Below are 25013 nucleotides of genomic sequence, written 5' to 3'. Positions count from 1 at the left end.
GTCTATGGATTGGTCTGAAGCCGTCCGCCGCGCCTATATGCTGTTCAGCTATAGTACAGAAGAGCGTGCCGCCATTGTGGGTAGCCATTTGCGTGAAACAGTACCATAGCAGTTGTATGAAGCAGGCGCGCGGTCTTTCCTGGGCTGTCAGCAATGTCATAGAATCTTCATACTGCGGGCGTGATGAAAGGGTTATCCCACGCGGCATGATGCTGGCGTGCGGAACCTGTCACTCACGGTGGTGGCAGGGATGTCACGCGGCGGCATGAGGTCGACACGCTGTGCTGAGTGAAACCCAGGCTCGATGGCTCGCTGAAGAGATACTGCCCCATGAAGCCGATGTCCGGCGGTGGCTTTCCAGGTTTTCGGGTATCGACGTCGACGACGTGATACAGGAAGCGTGGATCGCACTGTCCCGCACGGAACCGGCGACAATCCGCTTTCCCCGTCGGTGGTTTTTCAAGGTGGCGCGCAATGTCGTGCTTCAGTATTATCGGCGTGCGCGCATTGTGCCGTTGAGTTCGCTGTCAGACATAACGGACGACACCCTTGTCGACAGTGAACCAGGGCCTGAGCAGCATGTCAGCGCCCGGGAGGAACTCCAATTTCTCAGTCAGACGATATCAGACCTCCCGCCACGGTGTCGCGCGATCTTTACTCTTCATCGTATTCATGGATATTCCCGAAAGGATTGTGCGTCGCGTCTTGGTCTTTCGGAAAATGTCATCGAAAAGCAGATGGCACGGGCGCTGCGCCTGATCGGGGATGCGTACGCGCAGCGGGAAAAAGATCATGAGACGGGATACAGGTCTTTCCCGCATGTCGGATCCTGGCAAAACAACGCGGGATGAGGTTGCATCGTCATGGGCCATGCGTCTTGCGTGCGGGCACCTGACTGCGAATGAGCAGGCGGTACTCGATGCGTGGCTTGCGACGGATTTTCGCAACCAGGGGGCGATGATACGCGCCCAGGTGGTCTGGCAGGCAACCGAACGCACCGCAGCATTGGCCGCAGGCCAGCCCGAAGCGCAAACCCGTGCGGCAGTCGCGCAGTTCCACGAATCCCGGCCGGCACGCCTCACCCGGCGGCAGGTGAGCTGGGCAGCCGTTGCCTCGATGACTGCCTTGCTATGGCCGCGCCAGTCGCATGAAATGGGGCGTTTTTACCGCACCCATGACAATATGGCCGAAAACATCGCCCTGGGTAACGGGCGGGAGACTGGCCCGGGCAAGGGGGGAGGGAATAGCCAGCTCTCGCTGGACTGCTATTCCCAGGCCCGCGTGTATGGCACGACGATCGAACTGCTGGCCGGGCGGTGTGTTACGTCCAGCACCGCTCCCACGTGGATCATGACACCGTATTTGCGGGTCACGGCCCAGGGCAGGCTGCAAGCATCGCTGTTCGAGCGTCAGGCGAGTATCCTGCTGTTTTCGGGCAGCGCGCAGATGCTCGACCCCACGAACGGACAGCGACTTGTCCTGCGCCCGGGGGAGGAGGTCGTTGCCTCCGCGACGTCGCTGACGCGGCGGATACTCTCCGCCGACGATATCGCCATGCAGACAAGCTGGATGCGTGGCGTCGTGGAATTGCAGGGGCAGCCTTTGTCCGAAGCTGTCGCACTGTTCAACCGCTACAACCAGCGCAAGATATTCGTGCACGGGAATGCGGGTGCCCGTGTGGTGATCGGCTCCTTCTCCCTGCGCGATCCGGATGCCTTTGTCAGTGCGGTACGCAGCATCCTGCATGTGGACAGTGTCGCAACGCCGGGGCGGATCGACCTGTATTGAATGGCTTGTGTTTGGGTAACCAGCCGGCCTGACTTCAAACTTTAACACTTCCCGATGGCGGGAGATCATATGCCCAAGCATCGCCTGAGTGGATCAGTCATCTCAGGAAATGCCAATCGTGCGCCAGACAAGCTTTTTTTCCGTATTGTTGTGTGCAACGGCCTTGAGCCTTTGCACGATGGCGGGCGCTCTTGCCGCACCCGCGCAGGACACGGAATTTTCCATTCCCTCCCAACCTTTGTCATCCGCCGTGACCCAGTTTGCGCGCCAGTCCGGGCTGCATGTGGCCATGGACGGAAAAATCGGTGAAAAACTCCGCTCCAATGCGATCAAGGGCACCATGAAGCCGCAGGACGCGTTGCGCAAAATGCTGGGCGACAAGGGGATAGACCTTGCGGTCCAGCCCGACGGCACCATTTTCCTGACCCGCAGGAAGGTTCCGGCCGCCCGCGCCAGACAGTCCAGCGCGAGTGAATCCATCGTCGTGCTGGGCACGGGCAGCGCGCGTGAAACGCAGTCCGTGTCGCGCACGGCCATTGCACAGGCCACACCGGGCACCAGCCCGTTCAAGGTGCTGTCGCAGCTTCCCGGCGTGGTGTTCACCTCGTCCGATCCGCTGGGTATCAACGAGGCATCCCAGCAGGTCATTATCCGCGGTTTCGACCAGAGCCGCCTGGGTTTTACAATGGATGGCGTGCCGCTGGGCAATTTGAACTACGGCAATGACAACGGGCTTTCGATCGCGCGGGCCCTGCAAACGGAAAATAACGGCCGGGCGACGCTGACACAGGGTGCGGGTTCGGTCGATGTTGCGGCCTCCAACGATCTGGGCGGCGCGCTGGAATTTACTTCTGTCGATCCTACCGACAAGTTTGGCGTGGACGTTGCGGGCACCATCGGTTCGGCCACGACGTGGCGCACGTTCATGCGGGTCAATTCCGGCCTGCTGCCGGGGGGTGGGAAATTCTACGTGTCCTACGATTATGGGGATGCGGATAAATGGAAAGGCTGGGGCGCGCAAAAGCAGCAGCAGGCCAACGCGAAATTCGTCCAGCCGATTGGCGAGAAAGTGAAACTGACCCTGTACGGCGACTGGGCGCTGCGGCAGGAAAATGACTATCACGACCTCTCCCTGGCCACGATTCAAAAATATGGCTACAATCTTGACGATATCAACAACAATTACAGCCTGGCCAAGGACATAGCCCTGGCCTACCAGAACAAGACGCCGTTTCCCGCGGGGATCGGCACCACCAATGGCGGCACCGCGCAGGACTTCGTCTACTACAACAACAACACGCTGCGGCAGGACGTTCTGGGTTACGGGCGGCTGGATTTTCAGATCAATGACCGGCTGAAAGGCTACACCACAGTCTACGGCCACACCAATAATGGTGAAGGCGTGTGGGTGACCTACACCCCCACCCCGTCAGACCTTGGCGGATCGCCCCTGTCGGCGCGGACGACGGAATATGGCATTCACCGTGAAGGCTTTGTCGGAAGCCTGAGCTACCATATCGCCAACCACACGATCGAAGGCGGGTTCTGGTTCGAGAACGACGATTTTGAGGAAGCCCGCCGCTTTTATCCGCTCGATGTGAACCAGGCGCCCAACAGCCTGACCTGGTACAACAATACCTGGTACAATACCCAGTGGCAGGCGAACTTCAATTCCAAGACCTATCAGGTCCATTTGCAGGATACATGGCAGATCACGAAGGCGCTGAAGCTGAATTACGGTTTCAAGTCGCTGATCGTGGACGATACCGCCCACCAGGTGGGGGCCAATTACCGTGGTGTCATTACCAGCGCGGATGGCTATCCTTCCGGTTCCATCCAGGCGGCCAACGGGTTTTTGCCACAGGTCGGCATGAACTACCGCGTTGACAACCATCACGAGGTCTTTGCCGATTTCGCGCGCAACATGGCCGCCTTCGACAATTCCCAGACCGGCAAGACCAGCCCGTTCTCGACCACGGTTGCGGGGTATGACGCCATCAAGAACAGCATCAAGCCTGAAATGTCCTATACCGAGGAAATCGGCTATCGCTACCATGACCGCGCCATCCAGGCATCGCTGACCGGGTATTATGTCGAATTCGAAAACCGCCTGCTCAGTATTCGCGAAGGGGCGACGGTTACGGGCAACCCGCTGATCCTGTCCAATGTGGGCGGCGTAACCGCGCGCGGCATCGATGCGGCCTTCAACTACAATTTTGCACAGAACTGGTCGATTTACGCATCCTACGCGTTCAACGATTCACGCTACAACGACAACGTGAACAGCGATGGCACGTTCTACGCCATCAAGGGCAAGCAGGTGGTGGCGATGCCGCGCAACCTCGCCAATGTCAAGCTCGGCTACGACGATGGTTCGATCTGGGGCAATATCAACATGCAGTTCCAGGACAAGCGCACCTATACCTACACAAACGATTCCTGGGTTCCTGCCAACGATATTTTCAATCTCAATGTCGGGTATCGCTACCATGGCAGCAGCCCCATCCTGCGCGGGGTGGATGCCCAGATCAACGTCACCAACCTGTTCGACAAGCGCTATGTCTCGACCGTGGGGTCGCAGGGCTTCCAGTTCACCGACCCCCAGCACACTTTCGCCACCCTTCTGGCGGGCGCGCCCCGCATGGTGTTTTTTACCGTGCGCAAGCATTTCTAGGCCCCATGCCCGGTTCCCATATTTTCAGGAGATTCATGACGTGAACACGCATTTTCTGTTGCGCGCGGCCTGCTGCGCGACACTTGGCCTGGCACCGCTGGCGGCGGCGCGCGCGCAGGATAACCCGGCAGGCAGTGCCAGCATTGTCCGAAGCATTCCAACGCAGGAAGCAGGCCAGGGTGTGGCGAATGATGAGCACTTCATCTACGCCATCAACAACAGCGCCATTGGCAAATACGACCGCAGGACCGGCCAGCGTGTGGCCCTGTGGCAGGGTGATCCGGCTTTATACAGGCATATCAACAGTTGCCAGATCCATGACGGCAAGCTGGTCTGCGCGATGTCCAATTTTCCTGCATCCCCCATGACCAGTTCGGTGGAATGGTTCGACCCCGCGACCATGCGCCATATCGGCAGCCACAGCTTCGGGCCCGGCACCGGGTCGCTGACATGGATCGACTGGCATGACGGGAACTGGTGGGCCTGCTTTGCCAATTACGATGTGGAAGGCAGCGATGGCGGCCGGGACCATCGCGCGACGGTATTCGTGCGCATGACGCCGCAATTCGAACGGACCGAGGCCTGGCTTTTCCCCGAGGAAGTTCTCGAGCGCGTCAAGCCCTTCAGCATTTCGGGCGGGCGCTGGGGAAAAGACGGCCTGCTGTATGTGACCGGCCATAGCCGGCCCGAAATGTATGTCCTTGCCCTGCCGGAAGCAGGCGGGCGGCTGCGCTATGTCCGCACGTTGCCCATGGCGACGGAAGGGCAGGCCTTCGACTGGGACCAGACCGCGCCCCGGCAGATCTGGAGCATTCAGCGCAAAACGCGCGAAGTGGTGGAAAGCCGCCTGCCGTAACCCGCAAGGCAGGCCAGCATCGGGCGGATAGAGCAAACCTGTCCGCCCGGGATTTTACCCGTTGCGAAAGCCAGAGCAGTCCAGTTTTGCAAGCTGTCGTCCTGCGCTATCGAAATTCCCCGCCTCCAGCCATGTCGCGAAAGCCTGCTTGATATGGGGCCAGTCGGTATCGGTCATGGCAAACCATGCGGTGTCACGGTTCTGGCCTTTGACAACCATATGGTTGCGAAAAAGCCCTTCGAACCGGAAACCGAACCGTTCTGCCGCCCGCTTGGACGGCGCGTTGTGGTCGTTGCATTTCCATTCGAAGCGACGATAGCCCAGGGTGTCGAACACATAGGACGCGAACAGGTACAGCGCTTCGGTGGTGACACGCGTGCGCGCGATGGCCGGGCCCCACAGAATATGGCCTATTTCAATAACGCCATGCACCGTATCGATCCGCATCAGCGCCTGGCGTCCTTCCGCCCGGCCGGTGGCCTTGTCGATCACGGCAAAAAACAGCGGGTCTTCGGACGATGCCGCCTTATCCAGCCAGGCCTGGAAACTTGCGGTATCGGTAGGTGGGGTCTCGAACAGGTAGCGAAAGCGCGCCTCCGCCCCCGGTTCTCGTGCCGAGCGAAGCAGGTCCGCCCCATGGCATGCGGGATCGAGCGGTTCCAGGCGTGTATAACGCCCTTCCAGAATCTGGCGGGCGGGCCTGGGCACGCCGGCCCAGTGTGTCAGATCTGTCTGCATTCTCTGTCCTGCGATCGCATGCATGGGCCTGCCTGTTGACATAGCGTGGCGCGGGGCGGGCTGCATAGGTCTTGCCCGGCGGGCCGGTGTCTCTGGTATGAAGGAAGGCTGACCCCTGCCCCCATACAGCGGCGGGCCACCCCATCGCCTGGGCTGCGTTATGGCCAGGGTGGCTCTACCTTGCCTGTTGGTGTGTGCCGGCAATCAAGAGCAAATGGGCGCATGGCATCGGAGGAGTCGGAAATGGATCTGGGTTTGCGTGGCAAGGTGGCGGTGGTGACCGGGGGCAGTTCCGGAATAGGGCTTGCGACAGCGCGTGTGCTGCTGGAGGAAGGCATGGCGGTTGCGATCTGCGCGCGCGATGCCCAGCGGCTGGAACAGGCTCGCCAGATGCTGGCGACATATGGCGATGTGCTGGCCCGCCCGTGCGATGTTCTGGATAAGGCGGCGGTGACGGGGCTGCTTGAAGCCGTGCAGGACTGGCGGGGCCAGTGCGACCTGCTGGTCAACAACGCGGGCCAAGGCCGGATGTCCACCTTCGCGGATACGACCGATGCCGACTGGGCGGAGGAACTCAGGCTTAAATTCTTCAGCCAGATCAATACGATCCATGCGTTTGCGCCGCTGCTGGCCCGTTCGGGGCAGGGGGCTGTTGTCGCGGTCAATTCCCTGCTGGCCTACCAGCCCGAAGCGCAGATGGTCTGCACATCGGCCGCGCGTGCGGGCGTGCAGAACCTGCTTAAATCCCTGGCAGGCGAATTCGCGCCCGACATTCGCGTCAACTCCGTGGTGGTGGGGCTGATCGAGTCGGGCCAGTGGGAGCGGCGGTTCGAGGCACGGGACGATCGCAGCCTCACGCGGGAGCAGTGGCTTGCCACCGTGGCGCGGAACAGGAACATTCCGCTGGGGCGGCTCGGCCTTCCGCAGGAGGTGGCCCGCGCCATTGCCTTCATGGGTTCACCCGCGGCGTCGTTCATTACCGGTGCGCAGATCGAGGTTTCTGGCGGTCTTTCGCGTTATGTCTGAGCGGTCATCCATGACAAACAGGGCAAACATGACAAACAGGACAGGGGCTTCCGACACGGCACTCCGGGCCCTGCATCTGGGCCTTGTGGGCTGTGGGTCCATGGCCGGGACGGTCCTACGCGCCGTGCGGGCGGCGGGGGTGCCGCTGGCCATGGTCACGGTGCTGGCCCGCCCGGGCCGTAACGTGGCGCAGGTGGCGCAGCGCCTGGGGCTGGAGCCCGAACGGGTAAGCGTTGTTTTCGACGTAGCGGGGTTGATCGCCTGCGCCCCGCATGTCGTTGCGGAATGCGCATCGCAGGAGGCGGTGCGTGATGTGGTGCCCGCCCTGCTGGCTGCCCGGATCGAGACGGTCGTGGCTTCTGTCGGCGCACTGGCCCAGGCCGAGACACTGGCCCGCATTGCCGCGGCCGATACCGGCACGTTGCGCGTGGCGGCCGGTGCCGTGGGGGGCATGGACGCGCTGGAGGCCGTGCGCCTGTCCGGCCTGCATGCGGTCACCTATGTCGGGCGCAAGCCGCCTGCGGCGTGGCCGGGCGGGTATACGGACAATGCCGTCGTGTTCGAGGGGAGTGCGCGTGAAGCCGCCCTGAAATTCCCCAGGAATGCGAATGTCGCGGCCACGGTGGCCCTGGCGGGGCTGGGGTTCGATGCAACGCAGGTCCGCCTTCTTGCGGATCGGGAGTGCACGAACAATGTGCATGAGATCACGTTTTCCGGCCGGTGTGCCAACGGGTTTTTCCGTATGGAGGGTCTGCCATCGCCCGATAATCCGCGCACGTCGCTGACGGCGGGGTATAGCGTGGCGCGCTGTGTTCTGGCTTCTATCGGTTCATGCCTAGCATTTTCATAAATAGCCTGAAAAATAAAAGTTTTTGGTGAAGCTTTTTTCAAAAAGCTTCAGGAAGCGTCAATTTTTGAAAAAGAAGCGACAAAAACTTCTATCATGCTCGGCGGGTGCGGCCCCGTTCACCGCCAAAGCGCAATAAGAACCGGCACGAAAATGGCGGTCAGCACGCCGTTCAGGCCAATGCCCAGGGCGGCGAACGCGGCCCCCGTTTCATCGATGGCGGCGATCTGTGCCGCTGCTATGCCGCTGCCCGCCACACCGGCGGCAAGCCCGTGGGCGCGCAGGTCCTCGATCTGGAACTGCCGGAGCATCTGCCGGCCGATAATGGCTGCAAGAATGCCCCCCAATATGGCAAGCGCCGCCGTCAGGGCGGGAACGCCGCCAATCTGTTCGGATACGGCCATGGCGATCGGCGTCGTCACGGCCTTGGGGGCCATGGACAGGGCGACATCGCGCGTGCCGCCCAGCGCCCACACAAGGCCGATCCCGCTTATGACGGATGTGAGCGACCCCGCGAGCAAAGCCAGGCCGATGCTTGTCAGGTTGCGCCAGACCAGCCCGAAATTTTCCGCCAAGGGAACGGCAAGGGCCACGGTCACCGGCCCTAGCAGGAAGTTGATGAACTGCGCGCCGGCAAAATAGGTCGTGTAGGACGTGCCGGTCACAACCAGGCCGCAGCCCACAAGGATAATCGCAATCAGCACCGGGCTGGCATAGGGCGAACCCCCGCATAGGGACTGGACCCACCGCCCGGCCACATAGGCCGCCAGTGTCACCACCAGCCAGAGCAGGGGCGTGCTTGAAAGCGGTGTCCACAGGGCGTTCAGGGCTGTCGTCATGGCAGGGGGTTCCGGTTCGCGCAGTCGGCTGGTGGGTGGGGCTGGATTGTGCCTGCCCGCGCGGCAAGGCGGCGGTGGTTCAGCAGCAGCAGCTTGTGCATGACCAGACCCGTCACACCCAGGCTAAGGACGGTCGAACCCAGCAGGGCGGCCGAAATCGGCAGCCACTGGTGGCGGATCAGCCCGAACTGCGCGATAATGCCCACACCCGCGGGCACGAAAAGCAGGCCCATATTGGCGATCAGGGTTTCGGCTGCGGGCTTCAAGGGCGCTGGCGTTTTCTTCTGCCCCGTCAGGCCGGTGCGCAGGCCAAGGGCTGCCGCCAGCACGAACATCCCGATCACCGGTCCGGGAATGGGCAGGTGGCAGGCGGCACGGATGACCTCCCCCAGCAATTCGCATCCGGCAAGAATGAGCAGAGCAACCGGCATGTGTGTCCCTTACCTGCGATCGGTGATGGGCAAGGGGGCTGGTGGTGCCGTGCCGATTGCCGATGTCAGGGCCGGTAGGGTGGGCATTGCCGAATCTCGCCTTTGCTGGAGTAATGCACCCGCCTAGCTACTGCGCCTGCCCGGGGGGAATGAAGAACCCCGCGCGCAAAGGGGTCTTGCTGAAAAGGGCATACCACCCTGCGGGCAGGCTTTTCGGGGGCCTGCTGGCGGTTGGCCGGGGGCCGGGTTCCCGTGCCCCGTGGGGCTCTTGAAGGATAAATCCGCCCTTGGTACTACCGGTCTGGTCGAACCGTTACGGCATGGAAGGCGAACGCATGGACTACCTGGCGGCAATGCGGGCCTTTGTGCGGGCGGCGGAGGTCAGGAGTTTTTCACGCGTCGCTGCTGAAACGGGCACGAAGGTTTCCACCATATCGCGCTATATCACCGCGCTGGAGGCGGATCTGGGGGCGGCCCTGTTCAACCGTTCCACCCGTGGCCTGACGCTGACGGAAGCAGGCCGGACATTCCACGCGCGGGTTTTTCAGATCCTGATCGACCTGGATCAGGCGCGTGCGGCCACGTCGCTGTTGAACAGCACGCCGCGGGGGCTGTTGCGCATCAACATTCCGCGCGTTTTCGGGCGGCGGCATGTCATGCCCCATATGAAGGATTTTCTCGCCACCTATCCCGATATCCGGCTGGATGCGACCCTGACCGACACCACGGTCGACCTGATCGAGAGCGGCGCCGATGTTGCGATCCGCATTGGCGCATTGGTGGATTCCACGCTGATTGCAAAACGCCTGGCACCCCATCGCCGCGTGCTTGTTGCAAGCCCGGCCTATCTTGCATCCCGCCCCGTGCTGGAATCCCCCGCCGGGCTGGCAGACCACGCCTGCCTGCGCTTTGCCCTGCAACCGGCCGATGCGTGGTACTATCGCCCCCAGGGAAAGCCCGAACAGCCGGCCCACGAGATCGCTGTTGACGGACGCCTGCGCGCAAACGATTCCGAAACCCTGCGCGATGCCGCCCTGGCCGGGCTGGGTATCGCCCTGCTGCCGACCTGGCTGGTGGCGGCGGATATTCATGAACAGCGGCTGCGCAGCGTGCTGGCGCAATGGGAATGGCTGCTTGCCCCCGGCCCCGAACGGGCGATCTGGGCTGTCTACCCGCCCAAGAAGGTCGTGGCCCCCAAGGTAAGCTGCTTTGTCGCCTTCATGGCGGAGCGGTTCGGCAAGACCCCGTACTGGGACCATCCCCCGTTTGCGTACGCCGGGGCACGGCAGGGCTGATCTTTGCCCGTGTGGTGTTGCCCAAAGACGGGTCGGGTGTTTGGATGGGCCCGAACAACGCAAGCGGGGAGTGCCAAGCATGCAGAATTTCGAGTTCTATAACCCGACACGGATCGTCTTCGGCAAGGACACGATCGCAAAGCTGGCCGAGCATGTGCCGGCGGAGGCGCGAACACTCATCCTGTATGGCGGTTCCAGTGCCGAAAAGAACGGCACGCTGGCCGAAGTCCGCGCAGCCCTTGCGGGCCGTGTGTTCCAGGAATTCGGCGGGATCGAGCCCAACCCGACCTATGAAACCCTGATGCGCGCGGTGGAAACCATCCGCCGCGACAAGCTGGATTTCCTGCTGGCGGTGGGCGGTGGATCGGTGATCGACGGCACCAAGTTCGTGGCCGCCGCCGTCGCCTACACGGGGGATGCGTGGGATATTCTTACCACCCATGGGGCGTGCGTGGGGGCTGCCCTGCCGTTCGGCACGGTGCTGACCCTGCCCGCCACGGGGTCGGAAATGAACAGTTCCAGCGTGATCACACGCAGCCGGACGCGTGAGAAACTGGCCTTCGGCAGCCCGCATGTCTTTCCGCGTTTTTCCGTGCTGGACCCCACCAAGACCTATTCGCTGCCTTTGCGCCAGGTCGCCAATGGCGTGGTGGATTCCTTTGTCCATATCATGGAACAGTACCTGACCTATCCGGCAGGGGGCATGGCCCAGGACCGGTTTGCCGAAGGCCTGCTGCAAAGCCTGATCGAGATCGGCCCGAAGGTGATAGCCCAACCCGATAATTACGACCTGCGCGCCAATTTCATGTGGATCGCAACACTGGCGCTGAACGGGTTGATCGGGGCCGGGGTGCCGCAGGACTGGGCCACGCACATGATCGGCCATGAAGTGACGGCACGGTACGATATCGACCATGCGCGCACGCTTGCCGTCGTGCTGCCCGCCATGCTGCGTATCCGCAAGGAGGCCAAGCGGGGCAAGCTTTTGCAATATGCCCAGCGCGTATGGAACCTGCATGACGGCAGCGAGGATGAACGGATCGAAGCCGCCATTGCCAGGACGGAAGCGTTTTTCGAAAGCCTGGATATTCCCACCCGCCTGTCCGCCTACACGATCGGCGCGGATGCGATCGACGACCTGATCGCCCAGTTGGATGCGCACGGCATGACCGCACTGGGCGAGCGGGAGGAGATCGGCCTGGATGTCAGCCGCCGCGTCCTGGAAGCCGCGCTCTAACCTTTCGCCCCCCGGCACGTTTTCTTCCTGACCGTTGAACCCGCTGGCCGCTGCTCTGCCGTGGCTATCCCGCTCGGCCCCCGGGGGCTGTTGCACCCGACCCGCATCCTGCCGAACACCCCGGCCTTATGCGGCAGGGGCGGGTGGGCCGGGCTCTACAGTCAGAAACCAGAAAAGGGATGTTCATGAGCGGGCCTGTTCTCTTCCAACCTACGGCACTCAGGACCCTGGCGTTGCCCAACCGCATTGTCATCGCCCCCATGTGCCAGTATTCGGCCGTCGATGGCCAGATGACGGACTGGCATCTCATCCATCTGGGCTCGCTCGCGGTATCGGGGGCGGGGCTGCTGACGATCGAGGCCACGGCCGTGCTGCCCGAAGGGCGCATTACCTATGGTGATGTCGGCCTGTGGGACGACCGAACCCAGGCCGCCATGCGCCGGGTGCTGGACGGCGTGCGCCTGGCGTCGGATATCAAGGTCGCCATCCAGCTTTCCCATGCCGGGCGCAAGGCCTCGTGCGAGGTACCGTGGAAAGGGGGTGCGCATATTCCACCCAAGGCCCCCCACGGTTGGCAGACGCTGGCCCCTTCGGCCGAGCCCTACGAGCCCACGAATTCCGCCCCCATGGCGCTGGACCGCGATGGCATGAACAAGGTGTGCGCAGCCTTTGTGGCCGCCGCGCGGCGTGCGATGGCGCTGGGGCTGGACGCGGTGCAACTGCACGCAGCCCATGGCTATCTGTTGCACCAGTTCCTCTCGCCCCTGTCGAATCACCGTGACGATGCCTATGGCGGATCGCTTGAAAACCGCATGCGCTTTCCGCTGGAGGTGTTCGACGCCGTGCGCGAGGTGTTCCATACCGGCCCGCTTACCGTGCGCGTTTCCGGCACGGACTGGGTGCCCGGCGGGTGGGATATCGAACAGACCGTGGCCTTTGCGCAGCACCTGCAGGCGCGCGGGTGTGACGCCATTCATGTATCCAGCGGCGGGCTCAGCCCCGCGCAGGATATTCCCGTCGCCCCGGGTTACCAGGTGCCGCTGGCCCGCGCGGTCAAGCGCGAGACAGGCATGCCGGTTGTGGCCGTGGGGCTGATTACGGGCTTCGAACAGGCCGAGGCCATTGTGGCGACGGGAGATGCCGACATGATCGCCCTGGCGCGCACCATTCTGTACGACCCGCGCTGGCCATGGCACGCCGCCGCCCATCTGGGCGGGCATGTCAGGGCACCCAACCAGTATCTGCGGTGCCAGCCGCGCACCCACAAGGATCTTTTCGAGGTCTGAAAACCGCTTTGCCCCCCGTCATGTTCCGCCGCGCAGGCCTGCTTTGCCCGGCACCATGCGCCCGGACGCGAGCCCGTTCTAGAAGCACATGCCAAATACACAACCTGTCGATTGCGGTATGTAGTGATCGTATTCATAATACATCACGCAGGTTATGATGAAGACACAGGATATAAACAGGTAAAGCTCAATTTTTCGCACCGTGCACCTCGGTCCCTGGGGTCGTCTGGTGCTGCGTTATAACATTTTTGGTGCTCAAGACCAAAACGCCTGTTCCAGCCTGTATTGCCCACGGCCCACGCGCGAGGGTTTTCGACTGCTTGCACAGCCTGTCCTGCCTGTCCCGCACACCGTCTTTTCAAAGCCGGGGCAGGGTCCGGCGGGCGGGCAACACACCATGCGGGGGATTGTGCGCAAGGCCATGGGGCGTTAAATCAACGGTCATGAGCACAACCGCACCTGTCTGCCCGCAATGCACCCTGGATGAAACCCATATCGAGGGGGCGAACCATGTCTGCGATACCTGCGGCTATGAATGGCCGGTCGATGTCGCAAATACCCCCGAGGACACACCCGCCGAAGAGATCGTGCGCGACGCCAACGGCGTGGCCCTGGCCGATGGCGATACGGTCGTCGTCATCAAGGATCTGAAGGTAAAGGGATCTTCGACCACGCTGAAAGTGGGCACAAAGATCAAGAATATCCGCCTGGGCCACGGCGATCACGCGGTCGAGGCGGGCGGCTACCGGCTCAAGGCGGAATTTCTGCGCAAGGCGTGAACCCCACGCCCCACCTCCGTCCCTGATCCCGGCAGCACGACCCAGCCCGTAGCGGCGGTCATGCCATCTGCATGGCCTTGGGGTTGCTCTCCCGCTCCGCGATTTCGCTCAGCAGCGCATCGGTCTGCTTTTCTTCCTCAAGTGTCTGGCCCAGCAGGTCTTCCACCTCATCAAGGCCCAGGCTGCCAGCCCAGGTCTTGAGCGTACCGTAACGGGCAATTTCGTAATGTTCGACCGCCTGGGCGCAGGCAATCAGCACCGCGTCCGAGGCTTCGGTTTCCCCGAAATCGTCGAGATCTTCCTCCATCTCGGCAAGAATGCCCTGCATGGCCTGGCAGGTCTTGGTACGGGCCGCCTTGCCGATCAGTTCGAACACCTGGTTCAGCCGTTCCACATGCGTGGCGGTCTGGGTGGCGTGGGTTTCGAACGCCTCCTTCAGGTCGGGCGCCTGGGCGGCACTGATCGCCTTCTTGAGCGATTTGAGAATCTGCTTTTCGGCAAAATAGATATCCTTCAACGTTTCGTAAAACGCGTCGGACAAAGATTTCTGGGTCGTCATGGCGAAGTCCTTCTGTTTGAACGCTGTTGGCGAAAGCCATAGTACCCGTTTGCTGATTTTTTCATCGAATCAAACGGAACGTTTCAGGATGCGTGCTGGTGGGCGGGATGGTCCCCCCATCGTCCAGACAGGTATCCTGCTGCCAGGTTGCCGGTGCGACGGCATGTCCTGGCGGCCTCGATTGGGTTTACGCCCCCTTTGGGAAATAGTTGCTGGTTATTTAAAATTTCTCTCTTTCCCTCCACCGAGCGGGCGCAACGTCATGGAATTGCGAAACTTCCAGTGCGGGCGTGAACTTCATTGCGTGCGCCACGTTGGAACAGTCCCGTTGCGGAGGATCGTCCCATGCCAATTCTGCTCTGGCTTCTTGGTATTCCCATTCCCATCATCATTCTTCTTTTCCTCTTCTACCGTTGAGAGTACGTGCCATGACGCTCGATACGCAGGAAACGGCTATCGTCTCGCCCAATGGCGGGCTATCGTGGGGGGCTGTGCTGGGCGGTGCGATTGTCGCCACCGCCATGGCCATCATGCTCATCGCCCTGGGCTCGGGCCTTGGCCTGGCCTGGGTTTCCCCCTTTTCGGATACCAACCCTTCCGGCCTGACATTTACCGTGGTCACCGCCATATGGCTGATCGTGGTGCAGTGGATTTCCTCGTTTTTCGGGGGGTATCTGACAGGCCGGCTGCACCGCGCGACGGTTGAGAGCGCGCGCCGCGATGTGGAATTTCGCGACGCCGCGGCCGGGTTCGTCGCATGGGCGGTCTCGGTCCTGCTTGTGGTCGGGGTGGCGGGCTCAAGCATGGGCCTGGCACTCGAAGGGGTGGGGAAACATGCAACCGCAAGCCTGGGCAGGATGGGCGGGGAAGCGCTCTCCCACCCCGGATCGGGGCCGGAGGAATACCTGATCGACACCCTGTTCCGCGGCACGACACCCGATACATCCAATCCGCAGGAGGCCAGATCGGAAGTGGCGCGTATTCTCGCAACAGCCGCGACCGGCCAGATCTCCCCGGCCGATCATCAGTATCTGACCCAGATGGTCGCCAGCCGCGTGGGCATTTCCGAACAGGAAGCCACAGGGCGGGTCGATCAGGCGATTGCCGCGGAAAAGGACAGTCTTGCCAAAGCGGCCCATATCGTCGATCTCACGCGCAAGGCCGCATCGTCATTCGCCCTGTATACGTTCTTTTCCATGCTGGTCGGGGCGTTCATCGCCTGTGTCGCGGGGGCGGTGGGTGGCCGGCAGAGAGACAGCCTGTACGCCGCGACCGAGGCCTTGCGGCGCTAGGCCTGCCCGCAGCCCTGCCCGTTGGCCCACGAAGCCAGGGGACAGGAGAGGGTGCTGCGGGCCGCAAGGCACCTGCGCCAGCTACCCTGCACCAGACGCCTGCACCGGGTGCTTGAACCGGGCACCGGATCGCCTGCGCGGCGTCAGGGCCGACCGGGCGGGCATGGCCGCAGCAGGCGTGCCCGATCGTTCGAAAGCGCATCTGTGGTGTGCAATGTTCCCTGTAGGGGGGGCGTCTGGCTGGTAAAGCGGGCGGCTTTTATAGTCAAAATTCTTGCAGGGCAATGTCTTGCAAGAAAATGCGCCCCTGTCGTGCAGGATGCATAAAATAATTGTGCAACGTAACGGTGGTTCCCACGTTTATGAAGAACTGACAGCAAGCCCGGTTCAGTGTGTGGCGGCAGCCCCGTCGCCTGATATCGCTTTGCCGGTCGGTATCACTGTTCCCATATTTTCGCACCCGAGGAGAACAGCAATGGGTACGTCTCAAAAACAGGCTATTTCCGGCCGCGCCCTTGTCCCCGATACGGGCTATCCATCCTGCCCCGTCACGGGGGATGAGAAAAATCGGCTCGACAACAGGTTCTTTCTGCCGCAGGCCGGCCTAGGCATGACCTCCCCGCCATCGGAAGGGGATGTGCCGCCTTTATTGCGCAAGCTTTCTGCGCGCGCGGTGGGGCCGAGAACGAGCCTGTTCCGCAAATAGGACATCGCCGATAAAAAAGCGGTGCAACGGATTGTGTTCGCACCGATCTGGAGCAAGGGATGGATGCGAACACTGCCGTATCTGCGCAGGGCGGGCGTGCTGCGGGTGAGGGATGGCGCGCCTGGCTGCGGCGGGCGACGGGCCGTGCCCCCCAAGACGCATGGCGTGACGATTTTACCCCGCTGAGAAGCGAGATTTTCGGCCTCGAACGGCTGGAAGCGCATGCCAGGAGCCTGGCTGCCGCCCAGACCATTACACCCCGGGCGGGTGGAAGCGGGCGGCCCCTGTCAAAACGCCTTGCACAGAACGGCGCTTTCCTGCGCGCGGCGGATGAGAAAATTTCCCAGGCCATGCTGGCGGGCAGGCAGTTGACCCCCGCCGCGCAGTGGCTTGCGGATAACTATTCCCTGGTCGACATGCAGATCCGCGAAACAGGGCTGGACCTGCCGCAGGGCTATTACGCCCGCCTGCCCAAGCTGGCAAACGGGCCTTTCAAGGACTTGCCAAGGGTTTTTGGCGTGACATGGGCGCTTGTGGCCCATACGGACAGCAATATTCAGCCCGATGTGCTGTACAACTACCTGCTGGCCTATCAGAGTGTAACGCCCCTGACCATTGGTGAGATCTGGGCGGTGCCGATCACGTTGCGCATTGTCCTGATCGAGAATTTGCGCCGCGTGGTGGGTGCGATCATGCACAACAATGCCAGCAGGCGCGAAGCCGATAAACTGGCAGACAGGCTGGACAGTTTTCGCAAGGACAGGCACATGGCCATGTCCGCCTTCCTGGCCACGGTGGACCCCGCCAGCCTGGACGGTGCGTTCACCGCCCAGCTTGCCTACCGATCACGCGGGCTGGACCCGGAAAAGGACCCCGCCCTGATCTGGCTGGAACAGCGCCTTGTCGAACAGGGTTCCTCCATCGATCGGGCCGTGCGCGAGGATTTGCAGGAACAGGGCGCGTTCAACGCCACGGTGCGCAATATCATTACCAGCCTGCGCCTGATTTCGGAACTGGACTGGACGGAAGCATTCGATCGCGTTTGCCTCATCAACCGGGTTTTTGCCGGATACGACAGCTTTACCCATACCGATTTCGCCAGCCGCGACCTGTATCACAAGGCGATCGAGGATCTCTCCCGCGGGAGCAGGCATACCGAACTTGACGTGGCCGAACTGAGTGTGGCCATGGCGCGCAAGGCGCAGGCGGTCGAACCGTACGATCGGCGTCGCAGCGATCCGGGTTATTACCTGCTCATGGGCGGGCGCCCGGCGCTGGAGGCCATGATCGGCTTTCGCCCGTCATGGGGCCGGTGGCTGGTGCGCGGGTTCTGTGCCTGCGGCATTGCCGCCTATAGCGTGGTGGTCACGCTGCTCAGCGTGCTTCTGCTGGCCATACCCTTCTGGCTGTCCTTCGGCACGATCGGCCATATCGCCTGGGTTCTGGCCGTTCTGGGCTTTATACCGGTGTCGGAGGCGGCAGTGGCCTGCGTGAACCGCATCGCCCTGGAAGCGCTGCATGCGACCGCCCTGCCGGGGCTGGAATTTCTCGACGGCATTCCGCCCAGCCTGCGTACCATGGTGGTGGTGCCGGCCCTTTTGACGTCGGAAGAAACGGTCAAGGCCCTTCTGGCCCGGCTGGAAGTGCATTGCCTGGCCGCGCGGGACGATGCGGTGCATTTCGCACTGCTGAGCGACTGGGCCGATCATAACGGCCCCGACGCGCCGGAGGACCATTACCTGCTGACACTGGCGCAAACCGGCGTGCAGGCGCTGAACCATAAATACGGTCCCGCACCCGGCGGCATGCGGTTCTACCTGCTGCACCGCAGGCGCGTGTGGTGCGAAAGCGAACAGGTCTGGATGGGGTGGGAACGCAAGCGCGGCAAGCTGCATGAACTCAACCGCCTGTTGCGCGGCGCGCTGGACACGACCTTCCTGGCCCAGTCCGACCCGCTGCCCTATGATGTGAAATACGTCATTACCCTGGATGCGGATACCCGCCTGCCGCTGGAAACCGTCAGCCGCCTGGTGGGCAAGATGGCGCACCCGCTCAACGCCCCGGCCTTCGACCCCGTATCGGGGCGGGTGCATGAAGGCTACGCCATTCTTCAGCCCCGGGTCACGCCGTCCCTGCCCGTGGGGCATGAGAGCACGCTGTTCCAGCGTATCTTCGCCAGCGCCAGCGGGATCGACGCGTATTCCGCCGCCGTGTCCGACCTGTACCAGGACATGTTCGGTGAAGGGTCCTATGCAGGCAAGGGTATTTACGAGATCGACGCGTTCGAGGCGGCCCTGGCCCAGCGCGTGCCCGAATCCAGCCTGCTCAGCCACGACCTGTTCGAAGGGATCTTCGCCCGCGCGGGCCTTGCAACGGATGTCGAGGTGGTGGAGGAATTCCCCACCGACTACCTGGTCGCGGCCCAGAGACTGCACCGCTGGACGCGTGGGGACTGGCAGCTTCTGCCGTGGGTTCTCTCAAGCCTTGTGCGCAGGGCGGCCCCCGCGCGCGAACGGCTTTCGGGCATTGCGCGGTGGAAAATGCTCGATAACCTGCGCCGTACGTTATGCACGCCGCTGTCCCTGCTTACGCTGGTGGCGGGGTGGTTCCTGCCCCTGCATGCCGCCCTGATCTGGACAGGCTTCGTGCTGCTGGCCATTGCGGTGCCTGCGTTCCTGCCCGTCGTGCCCGACCTTATTCCGCGCCGCGAATGGATTACCCTGCGCAGTTACCTGAGCGTGGTAGGGGCCGCCAGTGCCGAAGCCGCGGTCATGACGTTCCTGAACATCGCGTTTCTGGCCCATCAGGCTTTTCTGATGGCGGATGCGATCCTGCGCACGCTGGTGCGGGTGTTCATTACCCGGCGCAACATGCTGCAATGGGTGCCAGCAGCCCAGATCGCGGGGCTGCTGCGTTCGGGGGTTGGCGGCTATTACGGCCGCATGCTGCCTGCACCGCTGCTGGCGGGGGGTATTACGCTGGGCGTTGCGGCAGGGGGCGCGCCGTGGAATCTTGTCCTGGCGGTGCCTTTCGCCATTCTGTGGTGCCTGTCGCCCGCCATTGCCATGTGGGCCAGCCGCACGCCCGTCATTGCCGCGCGCTCGCGCCCGTCGCGCACGGATATCCGCACCCTGCGCATGACCGCGCGGCGCACCTGGCGGTTTTTCGAAACCTTCACCACCCAGTCGGACCACATGCTGCCGCCCGACAATTTCCAGGAAGACCCGTCCCCCGTCCTGGCCCGGCGCACATCACCCACCAATATCGGCCTTTACCTGCTCTGCACCGCCAGCGCGCGCGATTTCGGGTGGGTGGGGCTGGCCGACACCATAGACCGGCTGGAGGCCACCTTCGCCACACTGGATGTCATGCAGCGCTACCGGGGGCATTTCTACAACTGGTACGCAACGTCAAGCCTTGAACCGCTTGAGCCGATCTATGTTTCCAGCGTGGATAGCGGCAATTTTGCCGGGCACCTGATCGCGCTGGCCAGCACGTGCCATGAATGGTGCCATGACCAGACCGATACCGCCACCTGGCGCGAGGGCATTATCGATGTCCTGAACATTGCCATTACGGACCTGACGTTTCGCAACGGTACGCGCCTGACGCAAACCGCGGATGAACGGCAGTTGCTGCGGCGGCTGATCGGGCTGAAAAAGGCGGTGCAGGGAGCTTCCGTCACGCGGTCGCTGCCCGAACTCCAGGCCCTGCACCGCCATGCCAGCGAAATTGCCGAACATGTCGCCCACCTGCATCCCGCCGAAACCGAGGCGGTGGACGAACGCATAGCCGACCGGCTGTTCTGGGTTTCGGCCCCCATGCGCGCGCTGGAAAGCCATCTGCGCGATTTCGATCCCGACCTGCACGCAACCCTTCCCCACCGGCTGGCGACGATTGCGCACAGGGCCAGAACCCTGGCACTGGAAATGGATTTTGCCTTCCTGTGCAATACCGCGCGCAAGCTGCTGTCCATCGGCTACCTTGTGGCGGAGGACACGCAGGACAGCAACTGCTACGACCTGCTGGCGTCAGAAGCGCGGCTGGCGGTGTTTTTCGCCATCGCCAAGGGCGACATGCCCGCCCATGATTGGTTCCGCCTGGGGCGGTCGATCACACCCGTGGGGTCGGGGGCCGCACTGGTGTCGTGGTCGGGCTCGATGTTCGAATACCTCATGCCCTCGTTGGTCATGCGCGCGCCCGCGGGCAGCCTGCTCGAACAGACCAACGCCCTGATCGTGCAGCGCCAGATCGCCTACGGGCAGGCGCGCGACATTCCGTGGGGTATTTCGGAATCCGCCTATAACGTGCGCGATCTCGACTATACCTATCAGTATTCCAATTTCGGCATTCCCGGGCTTGGGCTCAAGCGCGGGCTGGGGCTGGATACGGTGGTGGCCCCCTACGCCACCCTGCTTGCGGCCATGGTGGACCCCCAAAAGGCCGTGGCCAACCTGTACGTTCTGGAAAAGACCGGCGCACTGGGCCGCTACGGGCTGTACGAGGCGCTGGACTACACCCCCTCGCGCGTGCCCGACCGCAAGACCATGGCGCTGGTGCGTGCGTATATGGCGCACCATCAGGGCATGTCCATTCTCTCGGTGGCGGATGCGGTCATGAACGGGATCATGCGCGCGCGTTTCCACTGTGACCCGGTCATTGCCTCGGCCGAACTGCTGTTGCAGGAACGCGCCCCCCGCATGGGTGCCGTGGCCCGCCCCCTGCCATCCGAGGACGACGCCCACCCCACGGTCAGCGCCGTGGCGGCACCGGCCGGGCGCTACCTGGACCGGGCGGATACGCCCCAGCCGGTCACGCATCTGCTCTCCAACGGGCGTTATACGGTCATGCTGACGGCTGCGGGCTCGGGCTACAGCCGCTGGAACGGGCTTGCCATCACCCGCTGGCGCGAAGACATGACCCGCGACGACCACGGAACCTACCTGTACCTGAAAAACAGACGCACGGGCCGTGTCTTTTCCGTAGGCGCGCAACCCAGCCCCACCCCGCCCGACGATTATGCCGTGGTCTTTCACGAAGACCGTGCCGAATTCGCCCGCCAGGACGGCGCGCTGACCACGACGCTGGAAGTCTTCGTCTCCGCCGAGGACGATGCCGAGGTCCGCCAGCTTTCGCTGTTCAACACCGGCAGCGACATGCTGGAAATCGACGTTACCTCCTATGCCGAGCTTGCCCTTCTGGCGCAGGCGGGCGATCTCGCGCACCCGGCCTTTACCAAGCTTTTTGTCCAGACCGAGTATCTCCCCGCCTCACGCGCGCTGATCGCGACCCGCCGCCGCCGCACCCCGGACGAGCCGGAAATCTGGCTGGCCCATCTGGCGGTATGCGAAGCCGCGATCGCGGTCGAGACCGATCGCGCCCGTTTTATCGGGCGGGGGGGCGACCTGGCCCATCCCGACGCCGTCATGGGCGAGGGGGCTCTGTCGGGCCATACGGGCACGGTGCTGGACCCGATCTTCGCCATTCGTGTGCCGCTTGCCATTCGCCCGGGGGCCGCCATGCGTGTGACATTCTGGACCATGGCCGCGCCCAACCGCGCGGCTTTGCTGGACATGATCGACACGCACCGCACCCACGCCGCATTCGACCGCGTGCGCACCCTGGCCTGGACACAGGCGCAGGTGCAGCTTCGCCATCTCGACATCACACCCACGGCGGCCGACCTGTTCCAGCGCCTGGCCGGGCACCTGCTTTACGCAGGCCCCGCCCTGCGGGCGAGTTCAAGCACCATCGGCAAGGGCGCGGGGCCGCAGCCGCTGCTGTGGGAACAGGGCATTTCGGGCGACCTGCCCGTTCTTGTGCTGCGGATCAGGGAAAATGCCAATATCGACATCGTGCGCATGTTGCTGCATGCGCATGAATATTTCCGCCTCAAGCAATTCGCGGTGGATTTCGTCATCCTGAACGAACACCCCACCTCCTATTTGCAGGATTTGCAGACCTCGCTCGACCAGCTTGTGCATTCCGTCCCCCGTGCCGGGAACAATGCGGGTTCGGTGCGGGTGCTGCGCACCGATCTGCTGAGCCCGGTCATGCACGACCTGATTTTGTCCGTGGCGCGCGTGGTGCTGCTGGCCGATCACGCGCTGGCCGATCAGCTTGACCAGGCGGAAGGGCCGCTGCCCCGGCGCGTGCTGCCTCCCCGGGCTGCTCCCCGCCCCACGGCGGAGGGTTTTTCCGCCCCCGCCCTGCCCGAACTGGAATTTTTCAACGGCCATGGCGGTTTTGCGCAGGATGGGCAGGAATACCGGATTGTCCTGGGGCCGGGCCAGAAAACCCCGGCACCGTGGATCAATGTCATTGCCAATGAACGCTTCGGCTTTCAGGTTTCGGCCGAAGGGTGCGGCTATACATGGTCGGGCAACAGCCGCGAACACCAGATCACCCCCTGGTCGAACGACCCCGTCAGCAACCGCGCGGGGGAGGTCATCTACCTGCGCGACGAACATACCGGCGTTCTGTGGTGCCCCACCGCTGCCGTACGGCGCGACAGGGCTGCCACCTATGTCGCCTGCCACGGGCGGGGCTACACCTGGCTGGAACGGGTGGCGCATGGCGTGTCCAGCCGGGTGCTGCAATACGTGCCCGTGGCCGACCCCATCAAGATCACGCGGCTTCAGTTGCATAACCTGTCGGACCAGCCGCGCACCCTGTCGGTCACAGCGTATGTGGAATGGGTGCTGGGGGCGGCGCGCAGCACGGCGGCCCCCTTCATCCGCACCGAACTGGACGAGGACAGCGGCACCTTGTTCGCCCGCAACCGCTGGAACACCCATTACGACAGCCGCGTGGCCTTTGCCGATATCGGCGGGTTCGTGAGCGCGAGTTCGGGCGATCGTACGGGGTTTATCGGGCGTAACGGCACGCTGGACCATCCCGCGGCCTTTGTTCGCACCAACGGTGTGCAGGGTCGTACCGGTTCGGGGCTGGACCCCTGCGGCGTGGTGCAGACGGTCGTGATCCTGCCCCCCGGCGGCACGATGGAGGTCGTGTTCCTGCTGGGCGAAGGCGAGAACGAGGAAGACGCCCGCCGCCTGGTCGCACGCTACCGCGCTGCCGACCTGGACGAGGTGCTGGATACTGTCAGGCGTCAGTGGGATACGGTGACCGGTTCGGTGCAGGTGCGCACGCCCGATCGCGCCATGGATATCATGCTCAATGGCTGGCTGCTGTACCAGACCCTGGCCAGCCGCGTGCTGGCGCGCGCGGGCTTTTACCAGGCCAGCGGCGCCTATGGGTTCCGCGACCAGTTGCAGGACGGCATGGCCCTGGTCAGTTCGCGCCCGGACCTTGTGCGCGCGCATCTGCTGCGCGCGGCCTCCCGCCAGTTCGTGGAAGGGGATGTGCAGCACTGGTGGCTGCCCCAGACAGGGGCTGGCGTGCGTACCCATATTTCCGATGACTGCGCGTGGCTTGCCTATACGGTGGCGCATTACGTGAACACCACGGGCGATGGCGGCGTGCTGGACGAACCCCTTGCCTTCCTGCAGGCGCCGCCGCTGCCCATGACCGAGCATGACCGTTTCATGGTGCCTGCCGTCTCGGCCGAAAGCGGGTCTTTGTTCGAGCATTGTGCCCGCGCACTGGACCGCAGCCTGGCGGTGGGGGCGCACGGCCTGCCGTTCATGGGCACGGGGGACTGGAACGACGGCATGAACCGCGTGGGCGAACAGGGCCGGGGTGAAAGCGTGTGGCTGGGCTGGTTCCTGCACGCCGCACTGACCGCCTTTATTCCGATCGCCCGCGCCCGGGGCGAGCATGCCCGCGTGCAGGCATGGCAGGACCATGCCCAGGCCCTGGCCGTGGCCCTTGAACGCACATGGGACGGGGATTGGTACCTGCGCGCCTATTTTGACGACGGCACGCCCCTGGGCACGCATCTGGCGGCGGAATGCCAGATCGACGCCATTTCCCAGTCCTGGGCGGTGCTGTCGGGTGTGGCCCCCATGGAGCGGGCGGAACACGCCATGCGTTCGGTCATGGCGCGGCTGGTGCGCGAGGCCGACGGGCTTGTCCTTGTGCTGACGCCACCTTTCAACACCATGGAGCCCGATCCGGGCTATATCCGGGGTTATCCGCCCGGTATTCGCGAAAATGGCGGGCAGTACACCCATGCCGCCCTATGGACCGTCATGGCCACCGCGGCCCTGGGCGATGGCGAAAAGGCCCATGCGCTGTTTCGCACCCTCAACCCCATCAACCACGCCGCAACCCTTCAGGATGCCGCGCGCTACCGGCTGGAACCCTATGTGGTCGCCGCCGATATCTATTCCTGCCCGCCCCATGTCGGGCGGGGGGGCTGGTCGTGGTATACGGGTTCGGCCGGGTGGATGCAGCGTGTGGGGGTGGAGACGCTGCTGGGTATTCGCATCCAGGGCACGCGGCTGCTGATCAACCCGTGCATCCCGCGGGACTGGCCGGGTTTCGAGGTAACGTTGCGCTGGCGCAGCGCCACCTATGTCGTGCGCGTGAGCAACCCCGAGCATGTCAGCCGTGGCGTGGGCCATGTGCTGATGGACGGCAAGGCGCTGCAAGCCTATTCCGCGCCCGAGATGGTGGATGACGGGGCCACCCACACCATAGATGTCACCCTGGGGTCGGGCGCGTTCACGGGTTAGGCCCGCATGCCAACCGGTCCT

17 protein-coding genes are annotated in these 25013 nt (G+C 63.3%); 13 read left to right on the top strand and 4 right to left on the bottom strand.

All coding sequences use genetic code 11. The annotated features are described in order from the left end of the window. The first annotated feature begins 281 nt into the window (after positions 1-281). The 4 genes from J2D77_RS16170 to J2D77_RS16155 all read left to right on the top strand — a co-directional run bounded on the left by J2D77_RS16170 (position 282) and on the right by J2D77_RS16155 (position 5318). Complete coding sequence (locus tag J2D77_RS16170) at positions 282-851, top strand: RNA polymerase sigma factor (RefSeq protein ID WP_207847511.1); 570 nt, start codon at positions 282-284, stop codon at positions 849-851. Beyond that, the gene (locus J2D77_RS16165) at positions 820-1788 is read left to right on the top strand and encodes a FecR family protein (RefSeq protein ID WP_207847510.1); all 969 of its coding nucleotides are present in this window, start codon (positions 820-822) and stop codon (positions 1786-1788) included. The genes J2D77_RS16170 and J2D77_RS16165 overlap by 32 nt, the downstream gene beginning before the upstream one ends. Positions 1789-1966: 178 nt before the next feature. After that, positions 1967-4462 (top strand): TonB-dependent receptor domain-containing protein, encoded by a 2496-nt coding sequence (locus tag J2D77_RS16160; protein ID WP_230975895.1) that lies wholly within the window; start codon positions 1967-1969, stop codon positions 4460-4462. A 40-nt stretch (positions 4463-4502) separates the two neighbouring features. After that, a complete protein-coding gene (locus J2D77_RS16155) occupies positions 4503-5318 on the top strand; it encodes a hypothetical protein (RefSeq protein WP_207847509.1) in 816 nt (271 codons plus the stop codon). A 54-nt stretch (positions 5319-5372) separates the two neighbouring features. Here the strand turns inward: J2D77_RS16155 and J2D77_RS16150 are convergent, their stop codons facing one another. Then, a complete protein-coding gene (locus tag J2D77_RS16150) occupies positions 5373-6056 on the bottom strand; it encodes a GNAT family N-acetyltransferase (RefSeq protein WP_230975894.1) in 684 nt (227 codons plus the stop codon). 222 nt (positions 6057-6278) lie between these two features. On the opposite strand from J2D77_RS16150, the gene J2D77_RS16145 reads away from it, so the two are divergent. Beyond that, positions 6279-7082, top strand: a complete 804-nt coding sequence (locus tag J2D77_RS16145; RefSeq protein ID WP_230975893.1) for an SDR family oxidoreductase — start codon at positions 6279-6281, stop codon at positions 7080-7082. Positions 7083-7110: 28 nt separating this feature from the next. Next, positions 7111-7932, top strand: coding sequence for an aspartate dehydrogenase (locus tag J2D77_RS16140; RefSeq protein WP_207847507.1), 822 nt, complete (start codon positions 7111-7113; stop codon positions 7930-7932). A gap of 116 nt (positions 7933-8048) precedes the next feature. Here the strand turns inward: J2D77_RS16140 and J2D77_RS16135 are convergent, their stop codons facing one another. Then, on the bottom strand, positions 8049-8768 hold the full coding sequence (locus J2D77_RS16135; RefSeq protein ID WP_207847506.1) for an LrgB family protein: 720 nt from the start codon (positions 8766-8768) through the stop codon (positions 8049-8051). After that, positions 8765-9199, bottom strand: coding sequence for a CidA/LrgA family protein (locus J2D77_RS16130; RefSeq protein ID WP_207847504.1), 435 nt, complete (start codon positions 9197-9199; stop codon positions 8765-8767). Before J2D77_RS16130 ends, J2D77_RS16135 begins: the two co-directional genes overlap by 4 nt. Positions 9200-9486: 287 nt before the next feature. Between J2D77_RS16130 and J2D77_RS16125 the strand changes: the two genes are divergently transcribed. The 4 genes from J2D77_RS16125 (at position 9487) to J2D77_RS16110 (ending at position 13796) form a co-directional block, all read left to right on the top strand. Then, on the top strand, positions 9487-10494 hold the full coding sequence (locus J2D77_RS16125) for a LysR family transcriptional regulator (protein WP_331000089.1): 1008 nt from the start codon (positions 9487-9489) through the stop codon (positions 10492-10494). A 79-nt stretch (positions 10495-10573) separates the two neighbouring features. Next, positions 10574-11731: an iron-containing alcohol dehydrogenase gene (locus tag J2D77_RS16120; RefSeq protein WP_207847502.1), complete on the top strand. Its 1158-nt coding sequence runs from the start codon at positions 10574-10576 to the stop codon at positions 11729-11731. 185 nt (positions 11732-11916) lie between these two features. Beyond that, on the top strand, positions 11917-13017 hold the full coding sequence (locus tag J2D77_RS16115; protein ID WP_207847500.1) for an NADH:flavin oxidoreductase/NADH oxidase: 1101 nt from the start codon (positions 11917-11919) through the stop codon (positions 13015-13017). A 443-nt stretch (positions 13018-13460) separates the two neighbouring features. Then, complete coding sequence (locus tag J2D77_RS16110; RefSeq protein WP_207847498.1) at positions 13461-13796, top strand: zinc ribbon domain-containing protein YjdM; 336 nt, start codon at positions 13461-13463, stop codon at positions 13794-13796. A gap of 58 nt (positions 13797-13854) precedes the next feature. Here the strand turns inward: J2D77_RS16110 and J2D77_RS16105 are convergent, their stop codons facing one another. After that, positions 13855-14355: a YciE/YciF ferroxidase family protein gene (locus J2D77_RS16105; RefSeq protein ID WP_207847496.1), complete on the bottom strand. Its 501-nt coding sequence runs from the start codon at positions 14353-14355 to the stop codon at positions 13855-13857. Positions 14356-14783: 428 nt separating this feature from the next. Between J2D77_RS16105 and J2D77_RS16100 the strand changes: the two genes are divergently transcribed. The 3 genes from J2D77_RS16100 (at position 14784) to J2D77_RS16090 (ending at position 24992) form a co-directional block, all read left to right on the top strand. Then, positions 14784-15647, top strand: coding sequence for a hypothetical protein (locus J2D77_RS16100; RefSeq protein WP_207847494.1), 864 nt, complete (start codon positions 14784-14786; stop codon positions 15645-15647). Positions 15648-16122: 475 nt separating this feature from the next. Further along, a complete protein-coding gene (locus tag J2D77_RS16095) occupies positions 16123-16353 on the top strand; it encodes a hypothetical protein (protein ID WP_207847492.1) in 231 nt (76 codons plus the stop codon). A 59-nt stretch (positions 16354-16412) separates the two neighbouring features. Then, positions 16413-24992: a GH36-type glycosyl hydrolase domain-containing protein gene (locus J2D77_RS16090; RefSeq protein WP_207847490.1), complete on the top strand. Its 8580-nt coding sequence runs from the start codon at positions 16413-16415 to the stop codon at positions 24990-24992. Positions 24993-25013 lie beyond the last annotated feature (21 nt).

This window comes from Acetobacter garciniae, assembly GCF_017377735.1.
In the GTDB taxonomy this organism is placed as follows: Bacteria; Pseudomonadota; Alphaproteobacteria; order Acetobacterales; family Acetobacteraceae; genus Acetobacter; species Acetobacter garciniae.
Note: the sequence above shows the minus strand (reverse complement) of the source record. Positions and strands in the feature narration are given on the sequence as shown.

Excerpts from the sequence above, each read along its gene's own strand:
- J2D77_RS16165 (WP_207847510.1), top strand. The coding sequence starts at position 820 with ATGTCGGATCCTGGCAAAACAACGCGGGATGAGGTTGCATCGTCATGG.
- J2D77_RS16160 (WP_230975895.1), top strand. The coding sequence starts at position 1,967 with ATGGCGGGCGCTCTTGCCGCACCCGCGCAGGACACGGAATTTTCCATT.
- J2D77_RS16150 (WP_230975894.1), bottom strand. The coding sequence starts at position 6,056 with ATGCAGACAGATCTGACACACTGGGCCGGCGTGCCCAGGCCCGCCCGC.
- J2D77_RS16145 (WP_230975893.1), top strand. The coding sequence starts at position 6,279 with ATGGCATCGGAGGAGTCGGAAATGGATCTGGGTTTGCGTGGCAAGGTG.
- J2D77_RS16140 (WP_207847507.1), top strand. The coding sequence starts at position 7,111 with ATGACAAACAGGACAGGGGCTTCCGACACGGCACTCCGGGCCCTGCAT.
- J2D77_RS16135 (WP_207847506.1), bottom strand. The coding sequence starts at position 8,768 with ATGACGACAGCCCTGAACGCCCTGTGGACACCGCTTTCAAGCACGCCC.
- J2D77_RS16130 (WP_207847504.1), bottom strand. The coding sequence starts at position 9,199 with ATGCCGGTTGCTCTGCTCATTCTTGCCGGATGCGAATTGCTGGGGGAG.
- J2D77_RS16120 (WP_207847502.1), top strand. The coding sequence starts at position 10,574 with ATGCAGAATTTCGAGTTCTATAACCCGACACGGATCGTCTTCGGCAAG.
- J2D77_RS16115 (WP_207847500.1), top strand. The coding sequence starts at position 11,917 with ATGAGCGGGCCTGTTCTCTTCCAACCTACGGCACTCAGGACCCTGGCG.
- J2D77_RS16110 (WP_207847498.1), top strand. The coding sequence starts at position 13,461 with ATGAGCACAACCGCACCTGTCTGCCCGCAATGCACCCTGGATGAAACC.
- J2D77_RS16105 (WP_207847496.1), bottom strand. The coding sequence starts at position 14,355 with ATGACGACCCAGAAATCTTTGTCCGACGCGTTTTACGAAACGTTGAAG.
- J2D77_RS16100 (WP_207847494.1), top strand. The coding sequence starts at position 14,784 with ATGACGCTCGATACGCAGGAAACGGCTATCGTCTCGCCCAATGGCGGG.
- J2D77_RS16095 (WP_207847492.1), top strand. The coding sequence starts at position 16,123 with ATGGGTACGTCTCAAAAACAGGCTATTTCCGGCCGCGCCCTTGTCCCC.
- J2D77_RS16090 (WP_207847490.1), top strand. The coding sequence starts at position 16,413 with ATGGATGCGAACACTGCCGTATCTGCGCAGGGCGGGCGTGCTGCGGGT.